This window comes from Streptomyces durbertensis (genome assembly GCF_014156695.1).
GTDB lineage: Bacteria > Actinomycetota > Actinomycetes > Streptomycetales > Streptomycetaceae > Streptomyces > Streptomyces durbertensis.
Map to the genome: position 1 here is coordinate 1 of NZ_WMLF01000630.1, position 2280 is coordinate 2280.

Below are 2280 nucleotides of genomic sequence, written 5' to 3' on the forward strand. Positions count from 1 at the left end.
GCCGACACCCGCGCTGACCTGCGGTGACGGCGGCCTGCCGACGCGGATGTCAGTGGCCGGGTGCAGACTGGGCGCAACCAAGGACAACGTCGTCCCGGAGGTGATCCGACCATGGCGGACACACTGCTCGCGGTGGGCACACGCAAAGGCCTCTTCCTGTTCACCCGCGGCCCCGACGGCAGCTGGTCCGCGAGCGAGCCGCACTTCGTCGACCAGGCGGTCTACGCGGTCGCGATCGACACCCGGGGCGGCGCCCCGCGGCTGCTGGTCGGCGGGGACAGCGCCCACTGGGGGCCGTCGGTCTTCCACTCCGACGACCTCGGTGCCAGCTGGCAGGAGCCCGGCCGCCCGGCCGCCCGCTTCCCCGAGGACACCGGCCAGTCGCTGGAGCGGGTCTGGCAGCTCACGCCGGGCGGCGCGGACGAGCCGGACGTCGTCTACGCCGGCACCGAGCCCGCCGCGCTGTGGCGTTCCACGGATCGCGGGGAGTCCTTCACCCTCGTCCGCCCCCTGTGGGACCACCCCACCCGGGAGCGGTGGGAGCCCGGCGGGGGCGGACTGGGGCTGCACACCGTCCTGGTGGACCCCCGCGACAGCGGACGGCTGACGGTCGCGGTGTCCACCGGAGGCGTCTACCGCAGCGACGACGGCGGCGCCAGCTGGTCGCCGTCCAACAGCGGCGTCTCGGCGGTGTTCCTGCCCGACCCGGCCCCCGAGTTCGGCCAGTGTGTGCACAAGGTGGCGCGGGACGCCGTCGATCCCGACCGGCTCTTCCTCCAGAACCACTGGGGAGTCTTCCGCAGCGACGACGCCGGAAGCAGCTGGCGGGCGGTGGAGACGGGCCTGCCTTCCACGTTCGGCTTCCCCGTGGTCACCCACCCGACGCGCGGCGACACCGCCTACCTCTTCCCGTTGAACGCCGACTCCGACCGGGTGCCGGCCGAGCGCCGCTGCCGCGTCTACCGCACCCAGGACGCCGGGGCCACCTGGGAGCCGCTCGACCGCGGCCTGCCGGAGGAGCCCCACCACGGCCCGGTGCTGCGCGACGCCATGTGCGCCGACGGCGGCGACCCCGCCGGCCTGTACTTCGGCAACCGCAACGGCGAGCTGTACGCCAGCGCGGACGACGGGGAGTCCTGGCGGCTACTGGCCTCCCATCTCCCGGACGTGCTCTGTGTCCGGGCCGCGACGCTCTGAGCCGACCGGGTGTCACCAACCGTTAGAGTGGGCGCCCGTGGCACCACGACCCTTGCATGAACTCGTCGAAGCAGGTTGGGCCAAGGCGCTGGAGCCGGTGGCCCAGCGCGTCACCGCGATGGGGGACTTCCTCCGGGCGGAGATCGCCGAGGGGAGGACGTACCTCCCCGCCGGCCCGCACGTACTGCGCGCGTTCCAGCAGCCGTTCGCCGACGTGCGCGTGCTGATAGTCGGCCAGGACCCGTACCCCACGCCGGGCCACGCGGTGGGCCTGTCGTTCTCGGTGGCGCCCGAGGTCCGCCCGCTGCCCGGCAGCCTGGAGAACATCTATCGGGAGCTGCACAACGACCTCGGCCTGCCCCGGCCCTCCAACGGCGACCTCACCCCGTGGACGAGGCAGGGCGTGCTGCTGCTCAACCGCGCGCTGACGACGGCGCCGCGCCGGCCGGCGGCGCACCGTGGCAAGGGCTGGGAGGAGGTCACCGAGCAGGCGATCCGGGCCCTCGCCGACCGGGGCACCCCGCTGGTGGCCGTGCTGTGGGGGCGGGACGCCCGCAACCTGCGGCCGCTGCTCTCCGGTGTGCCCGCCGTGGAGTCCGCGCACCCCTCTCCGATGTCCGCCGACCGCGGCTTCTTCGGGTCCCGCCCGTTCAGCCGGGTGAACGAACTACTGGTCGGCCAGGGAGCCGAGCCGATCGACTGGCGTCTGCCGTGACGGCCTGGGTGCTCGGCGCCGACTCCGGGGGCTCCGGACTGCGGGTGGCGTTGGCCGCGGTCGACCCCGAGCACCCGGAACAGGGCGGCACGACCGCACGGGAGCCCACCGCTCCGGTACCGACCGGCACGGTGACGACCGGCACGGTGACGACCGACCCGGTACCGACCGGAGCACACGGCATCTCGGCGGGCGGCCTGGCGGACCGGCTGCTGCCGGCGGCCCGCCGACTGCTGGCGGCAGCCGGCGAGCCCGACGGCGAGGTGGCCGCCGTGTGTGTCGGCGCCGCCGGTATGGCGACCCTGGGCGCTGATCTGCGCGCGGCGCTCCCCGGCGTGCTTCGAGAAGCCCTCGGCGTGGGGCCGCGC

At 74.8% G+C, this 2280-nt stretch carries 2 protein-coding genes and 1 pseudogene; all 3 read left to right on the plus strand.

Annotated elements, in window-relative coordinates; genetic code table 11:
* Positions 1-111 precede the first annotated feature (111 nt).
* Positions 112-1197 (plus strand): WD40/YVTN/BNR-like repeat-containing protein, encoded by a 1086-nt coding sequence (locus GL263_RS25250; RefSeq protein WP_182858057.1) that lies wholly within the window; start codon positions 112-114, stop codon positions 1195-1197.
* 37 nt (positions 1198-1234) lie between these two features.
* Positions 1235-1912, plus strand: coding sequence for a uracil-DNA glycosylase (locus tag GL263_RS25255; RefSeq protein ID WP_182858058.1), 678 nt, complete (start codon positions 1235-1237; stop codon positions 1910-1912).
* Positions 1909-2280, plus strand: a pseudogene (locus GL263_RS25260) (hypothetical protein); the annotation flags it as partial. The gene GL263_RS25255 and the pseudogene GL263_RS25260, both read left to right, overlap by 4 nt.